General features: G+C 37.4%; 8 protein-coding genes. 5 read left to right on the top strand and 3 right to left on the bottom strand.

Annotated elements, in window-relative coordinates; all coding sequences use genetic code 11:
- The first annotated feature begins 124 nt into the window (after positions 1–124).
- The 5 genes from rsfS to EIY84_RS11320 all read left to right on the top strand — a co-directional run bounded on the left by rsfS (position 125) and on the right by EIY84_RS11320 (position 4,890).
- On the top strand, positions 125–487 hold the full coding sequence (gene rsfS / locus EIY84_RS11340; protein WP_124643260.1) for a ribosome silencing factor: 363 nt from the start codon (positions 125–127) through the stop codon (positions 485–487).
- A 29-nt stretch (positions 488–516) separates the two neighbouring features.
- Complete coding sequence (gene ftsH / locus EIY84_RS11335) at positions 517–2,526, top strand: ATP-dependent zinc metalloprotease FtsH (protein WP_124643259.1); 2,010 nt, start codon at positions 517–519, stop codon at positions 2,524–2,526.
- Between the two features lie 141 nt (positions 2,527–2,667).
- Positions 2,668–3,249, top strand: coding sequence for an LUD domain-containing protein (locus EIY84_RS11330; protein ID WP_187477383.1), 582 nt, complete (start codon positions 2,668–2,670; stop codon positions 3,247–3,249).
- A gap of 38 nt (positions 3,250–3,287) precedes the next feature.
- Positions 3,288–4,163 carry a phosphatidate cytidylyltransferase gene (locus EIY84_RS11325; protein WP_124643255.1) on the top strand — a complete coding sequence of 292 codons (876 nt, stop codon included), beginning with the start codon at positions 3,288–3,290 and terminating at the stop codon, positions 4,161–4,163.
- Between the two features lie 73 nt (positions 4,164–4,236).
- The gene (locus EIY84_RS11320; RefSeq protein WP_124643253.1) at positions 4,237–4,890 is read left to right on the top strand and encodes a phosphatidylserine decarboxylase family protein; all 654 of its coding nucleotides are present in this window, start codon (positions 4,237–4,239) and stop codon (positions 4,888–4,890) included.
- 209 nt (positions 4,891–5,099) lie between these two features.
- On the opposite strand, the gene EIY84_RS11315 is transcribed toward EIY84_RS11320, so the two are convergent.
- From EIY84_RS11315 to EIY84_RS11305, 3 genes are all read right to left on the bottom strand, one after another.
- Positions 5,100–5,837 (bottom strand): hypothetical protein, encoded by a 738-nt coding sequence (locus tag EIY84_RS11315; RefSeq protein WP_124643251.1) that lies wholly within the window; start codon positions 5,835–5,837, stop codon positions 5,100–5,102.
- A 95-nt stretch (positions 5,838–5,932) separates the two neighbouring features.
- Positions 5,933–6,304, bottom strand: a complete 372-nt coding sequence (locus EIY84_RS11310; RefSeq protein WP_262696917.1) for a thioredoxin family protein — start codon at positions 6,302–6,304, stop codon at positions 5,933–5,935.
- 93 nt (positions 6,305–6,397) lie between these two features.
- Positions 6,398–6,724 carry a helix-turn-helix domain-containing protein gene (locus EIY84_RS11305; RefSeq protein ID WP_124643247.1) on the bottom strand — a complete coding sequence of 109 codons (327 nt, stop codon included), beginning with the start codon at positions 6,722–6,724 and terminating at the stop codon, positions 6,398–6,400.
- Between the last annotated feature and the right edge of the window lie 127 nt (positions 6,725–6,851).

Below are 6,851 nucleotides of genomic sequence, written 5' to 3'. Positions count from 1 at the left end.
TTCTTTTGCATAGAGAAATTTGTAGTTATTTTTCCTCTAATATACTAAATACCAGTCTTTTAAACAAATAATTAACGCCTTTTTTTAAAGGTGTTTATCGATTTTTTTACTTTAAACAAGTTCAATGATAAAAACTCTAGAAAAACAAGCGTTGGTCGATAAAATCATCGAAGCCATTCAAGATACAAAAGGAGAAGACATCCTACTTTTTAACCTTTCAAAAATTGAAAATTCAGTTGCTGATGCATTCATCATCTGTAGTGCCAATTCCAACACACAAGTTTCTGCTATCGCAGGAAACATCGAGAAAAAAGTACGAAACGAACTGAAAGAAAGACCCTGGCATGTAGAAGGCACTGAAACTGCAACTTGGGTCTTGGTAGATTATGTATCTGTAGTTGTACATGTCTTCCAAAAGCACATTCGAGAATATTACGATATCGAAGAGCTTTGGGGCGACGCAGAAATCACAAGAATAGAAGAATAATTAATCTTTATTTTTTTTAAAACATAAAAATGAATAATAAAGGATTCAATTGGTTTTTTCCAATTGCCATTGTTGCAGTACTTTTCCTGTTCTTTGGAAAAGATTTCATGGGGCAATCCGAAGCGAAAACCATCAACGAAGAAGGCTTTTTTGATCTGATGAAGCAAGGCAAGGTAAAGCAAGTAATTACCTATACCGATGCCAAAGAAGCCGAAGTTTTCTTAACCAAAGAAGCTAAAACTCAAACCGTAAAAAAAGAAAACAATCCAAGCCTATTGCCTGGAATGGACATGGCTCCTAAGCCGGATTTTTCTTTCAGATATGGAGATTTACAATATTTCCAACAAAAATTTGATGCCTTTAAAAAAGAAAATCCCAATGTAAAGACCCAAATGGAACTGAGCGAAAAAGGCACAGAAATGCAAGGCATTTTGATCCAAGCTGCTATTTGGTTCGGGATCATGTTCCTTATATACTACATTTTCTTCAGAAGAATGGGCGGTCCAGGTGGAGCAGGTGGTCAAATTTTTAGCATTGGAAAATCCAGAGCAAAATTGTTTGACGATAAAGATAAAATCCAAGTAACCTTCAAGGATGTTGCAGGTTTGGAAGGCGCTAAAGAAGAAGTACAAGAAGTGGTAGATTTCTTGAAAAATTCTGAAAAATACACCCGTTTAGGCGGTAAGATCCCTAAAGGTGTATTGTTGGTTGGCCCTCCAGGAACCGGTAAAACTTTATTGGCAAAAGCCGTTGCTGGTGAGGCAAAAGTTCCTTTCTTCTCACTTTCTGGGTCGGATTTTGTAGAAATGTTTGTTGGTGTTGGTGCCTCTAGAGTTAGAGATTTATTTGCCCAAGCCAAAGCAAAATCCCCGGCAATTATCTTCATAGACGAGATTGATGCAATTGGTAGAGCCAGAGGCGGGAAAAACATCACCGGAGGAAACGACGAAAGAGAAAATACTCTGAATCAATTGTTGACAGAAATGGACGGTTTTGGTACCGACACCAATGTCATCATCATGGCTGCAACCAACAGAGCCGACATTTTGGACAAAGCATTGCTTAGAGCCGGTCGTTTCGACAGATCCATCTATGTAGATTTACCAGAACTGCACGAAAGAAAAGAAATTTTCGAAGTTCATTTGGCTAAAATCAAGTTGAATGCCGATGTGGACAAAGAATTTTTAGCAAAACAAACCCCTGGTTTCTCAGGTGCAGACATTGCCAATGTTTGTAATGAAGCCGCTTTGGTTGCAGCTAGAAACAGCAGAGAAAATGTAACCAAACAAGATTTCTTGGATGCCGTGGATAGAATTATTGGTGGTTTAGAAAAGAAAAACAAAGCCATCAAACCATCAGAAAAGAAAAGAGTCGCATATCACGAAGCAGGACATGCCACCATCTCTTGGTTGGTAGAACATGCTGCACCACTGTTAAAAGTAACCATCGTACCTAGAGGTCGATCCTTAGGTGCTGCTTGGTACCTGCCGGAAGAAAGACAACTGACCACTACCGAGCAGATGCTGGACGAGATATGTGCAACCCTAGGAGGAAGAGCTGCCGAGCAAACCATTTTTGGAAACATCTCCACAGGAGCCCTATCCGATTTGGAAAAAGTGACCAAACAAGCACAAGCCATGGTTACGATTTACGGATTGAGCGAAAACATCGGAAACATCTCTTACTACGACAGTTCAGGACAATCCGAATACAGCTTCAGCAAACCTTATTCTGAAGACACTGCTAAAAAAATTGATGCAGAAATAAAAGAAATTATTGAAAATCAATACCAAAGAGCACTGAACATCTTAACCGAACACGCTGATAAATTGCATGCACTTTCGGCTAAACTTTTAGAAAAGGAAGTTATTTTCCGTGAAGATCTGGAAGAAATTTTTGGCAAAAGAGCTTGGGATCCCGAACTTACAGAGAAACCGCTAACCAGCATTGCAGAAGCAGAGGTACAAGACGAAAACAAAGTTGAAGTCACTGAGAACAGCAACGAAGAAACCGAAAAAGATGTATTGCCCAACACTTAATAAAACTAAGTTAAAGCGAAACACATAAAAAAAGAAAAAAGTACAATTTCAAACAAGAAATTGTACTTTTTTCGTTCTGAAAAAGATGGTATTACAAATTATTTTCTATTTTTGTATATATCAAAAAAAACGCAACCTACATTGAGCTTCTTAAAAAAACTTGTAAACAAATTAATGAACCAACCTGACGAGGAAAAGGAGCAGAATTTGGTTAAATTAGGAGATCAGTTGAAAAATGCTGATTTGGATTATAAATTTGCTCAATTGTTCACGCATTCCGGTGGTTTTTTCAATTATTGCTCGGACGAAGCCGAGGCTTTACAAACTCTAAATCAAATCATTAAAATTGAAGGATTAGACTCCTTGTATTGTTGGGACGAAGACTTGGTAAACTTCTTAAATGTCATCAATGTACCCTACACAAAAGACCTTAGAAGCACCAATACTGCAGCCTTCATCACTTGCGAATATCTGATTGCGTACGATGGAAAAATTGTACTCTCCTACAACAACATCCAACATTACGACTCTACTCGACTCCCCGAAACCATCATCATCATGGCCAATGTATCACAAATTGTTAGCAATCTGACCGATGCCATGACGAAAATAAAAAGAAGTGGAAACATCAAAAACCTGACTTCCATTTCTGGCAACCAATCCAGCCTGGGATCCAGTACTCCTAAAAATACCAAATTATTTTTGCTCTTGCTGGAAGATTAATTATAGGTCGCATTTACTAAACCATTAAACTTAACATTTTGGATAAAAATCTTATACAACGGCTCATTTCCGGTTTTTTTTATGGGTTGATTATATTCTTGTGCACCACAACCATGGGTGAAAAAATCATCCAACCTATTTTCCCGGCTGTACAACAACAATATCTGTACTACGGCCTCATCTCGTTCCTTTTATTGGTAGGCACTTGGGAATGCATTCGAATTATGAAATTCGATCCTAAAGGTTGGGAACAATGGATCACCTATCCCATTGTTGGATTAATTTTTTATCGATTTTCTAAAAAATTCTTCAACCAGACCTTTTTTTTCGATCCCAATGCATCGGAATTGTTGGCGCTGTTCCTATTGGTGATTGCAATTGTTACTTTATTCCGTTTCAGTAAAGAGTTGTATTTTGATAACGGGAAACTGATATTCACAGTGGTCTATTTAGCCATTCCTTTCGGTTTGGCATTGGGCTTACCCAAATACAATTCCAGAGAAAGCTTATCCTTCACATCGGAAGTTTTCATGCTCTTCGTATTAATTTGGAGTTCGGATTCCTTTGCATATTTCAGTGGTCGCTTGTTTGGGAAACACAAAATGGCACCGAAGATTTCTCCAAAAAAAACTTGGGAAGGCTTTGCCGGAGGAGTCGTTTTAACACTCATATTGGGGTTTTTCATAGAGAAATATTTTCCGGAACTTCGAGGAAACTGGATGGTAGTCGGTTTTTTAGTGGCGACCTTTGCTCCTTTGGGCGACTTGGTGGAAAGCCAGCTGAAAAGATCCTTTGGTGTTAAAGACAGCGGAAACATCATCCCCGGACATGGAGGCGTCTTGGACCGTTTGGATAGCTTTATCATCTGTGTTCCTGTCATTTACCTCTATTTTATCCTTGAAAGGCTATTCTAAAAAAAACTTTGTATTTTTGCCGGTCGATATTCGAAATTAAGGCCTTAATAAAAAAAATAAAAACCAATCAACTATGAAACTTCATAAAGAATCCAAAGGTACCCTTGTTGTAGCCACCTTGGCCATCCTAATCCTTGGTATCCCTGCTGCTTACTTCATGGGCGCATATTCGGTCATTGTTATCGTACCTTTACTCATATTATACGGTTTGGTATTTTGGTTTTTCCGAGTACCCAACAGAACCATTTTGGAACATACCTCTGCCGTTATTGCTCCTGTTGATGGGAAAGTGGTGATGATAAAAGAAGTAGAAGAAAATGAATTTTTAAAAGAAAAATGCCTTCAAATTTCAATTTTCATGTCCCCTTTGAATGTTCACATCTGCAGATATCCGGTTACCGGAAAGGTGATCTATAAAAAATACCATCCTGGAAAATATTTGGTGGCTTGGCACGAAAAATCTTCTGAACTGAACGAAAGAACTTCTGTGGCGGTAGAAACGGCTTTTGAACACAAAGTATTGTTCCGGCAAATTGCAGGATATGTAGCCAGAAGAATTGTTTTTTATTGCAACGAGGGCGACGCTGCAAAAGCCGGACACGAATTCGGATTCATCAAGTTTGGATCCAGAATGGATGTTTTCTTGCCGTTGAATACGGAAGTAAAATGCAAGATTGGCGATGTAACTACTGGCGGTCTGGATGTAATTGCCGAACTGAAAGCTTAAAAATAAAATAAATGCATATAAAAAATCGGAATAAAGAATTTCTTTAGTCCAATTTTTTTTGTTTTGTATCTCGCATCAAACTTTTGCACACGAATCCCGCATAGCCCCGATTGTCGTGGAAATCCTTTTGTGAGGCACGAACAAAAGATTGCAACAGAAAGCGGGAAATAGCTCCTAAAAAAACAGATTGTCGCCTTATGATGCTCGATTTATGATTGAGTTTGTGAGCTTGTTTTGGATTCTACAAAAATATTTTTGTACAAGGCATAGATCATGGCGTTGAAAAAAGGATAGGTGAATAAAATCCCAAATCCGAAAATTAAAAAACCCGAATATTTGATGAAAAATGCCGAAATAACTCCCACGAAAATGACTAAAAAATGTTGCTTCATGGCTTGAAAATTCAGCGAAAGTGTTTCAAAAATTTTCTTATTGTCGAAGAACATCAAGGGTGTGGTGAAAAGGGTAATCATCACCCATAAAATCCCGAAAATGATGGTAGGCATGGTGTAAGAATACACCATAAACCAGAACAAATAATAGCTGATGTAGATGAAGAAATTGATGCCTGAATATCCGGAAAAGAAATCTTGAAAACGAATTTCTTCATTGAGGTCCATTTTTTTGTACAGTTTGAAAAAACCGATATTCAGAGGGAATAGAAATACCATGGTGGCGATCATGACCCAAGAAAAGCTGATGTAATTGGACGATTTTGTCAAATCTTGAATGTCTTTTTGAAGAGCGGTCATGTCTCCGGAATTTTTCTGTAAAATGGAGATGTACTGATCGTAGATCCCAAATTGGTTGGCGGCGTAATACACCACAGAAAACAGTACTGAGATAAAGATAAGACTGAAGAGAAGTTGGTACACCAAAGTGTTTTTCCAATAGGTAAGAGCCTGTCTGAATATGAGGTCTAAACTGGGCTTGTTGCTTTGTATCATGAATGAAATTTTTGCAAAAATAAGTTTAAAAAAACGAATTTCCCGCCTTTGTGGAACGAGAAATTCTTAGATATGAAGATGATTTGGGTTGAATGTTATTCGTTGCTGAATTTCTCCAACAATTGGGTCAGAGTTTGTACATCGTGCACACCGCTGGCTTTCCAAAGCAGTTGACCTTTTTTGAAGACCGCCAAGGTTGGTACGCCTCTCACCCCATTGTCTGCTGCAATTTGCGGAAATTGGTCAATGTCAATTTTCACGATTCTTGCTGAGGTTCCGATGTTTTCCTTTACCGAATTAAGAACGGAAGATTGCACTTTGCAAGGTTGGCACCAAGTGGCAAAAAAATCGATAAGGACCGGTCTTTCCGAGTTGATGAGTTCTTGAAATTTTTGTGACATACTTTTGTTTTTGTAGTTGGTCTGAGCTAAATGACCAAAACCGTTCCAAAAAAAATAGTGGACAATATTGCCACTAATTTTTTATCAACGCTTGATCGGTAAGGTCTTTATTGAAAAAAGCACCTTTCTTATTGCACACTACTTAAGTTTGTTTAAAAATTACGGATTCATTTTGGACAGTTCTTCAGTAATGATTTTTCTTATACTTACTTCATCAAATGTATTAAAGCAATTGTTATTATAATAATTACCGGACATTGCTGAATTAATGAATATTTGTTGTTTATCAGAGAATTCTATACTTTCCAATGGATTAAGATCAAGTATATCAAACAGTTTTCCAAGTTTTATAATATCCATATGTGTATCTCCATTTTCTATTTTAGAATAATGAGATTGGGAAATATCTAGTAAATGTGCAATATATTCTTGTGAGTAATCTTTTTTCCTCCTTGCTTCTCTTAACATTTCAGTTTTAATTTTCATATTGAACTTGTTTAATGTTTCCTAATCAAAATACAACAGAATGCGAGCAGATGAAAATCCCTCCAATGTTTTTCTTTAGTTTCATATCGTATTAATAGCGCTTTAAAGCTATCTATCCAAGCGTTCA

It is taken from the genome of Amniculibacterium aquaticum, assembly GCF_003852705.1.
GTDB lineage: Bacteria > Bacteroidota > Bacteroidia > Flavobacteriales > Weeksellaceae > Amniculibacterium > Amniculibacterium aquaticum.
Note: the sequence above shows the minus strand (reverse complement) of the source record. Positions and strands in the feature narration are given on the sequence as shown.

What these genes read in the sequence shown, in the direction of transcription:
- rsfS (WP_124643260.1), top strand. Translation starts at nt 125, where the DNA reads ATGATAAAAACTCTAGAAAAACAAGCGTTGGTCGATAAAATCATCGAA.
- EIY84_RS11320 (WP_124643253.1), top strand. Translation starts at nt 4,237, where the DNA reads ATGAAACTTCATAAAGAATCCAAAGGTACCCTTGTTGTAGCCACCTTG.
- EIY84_RS11315 (WP_124643251.1), bottom strand. Translation starts at nt 5,837, where the DNA reads ATGATACAAAGCAACAAGCCCAGTTTAGACCTCATATTCAGACAGGCT.
- ftsH (WP_124643259.1), top strand. Translation starts at nt 517, where the DNA reads ATGAATAATAAAGGATTCAATTGGTTTTTTCCAATTGCCATTGTTGCA.
- EIY84_RS11305 (WP_124643247.1), bottom strand. Translation starts at nt 6,724, where the DNA reads ATGAAAATTAAAACTGAAATGTTAAGAGAAGCAAGGAGGAAAAAAGAT.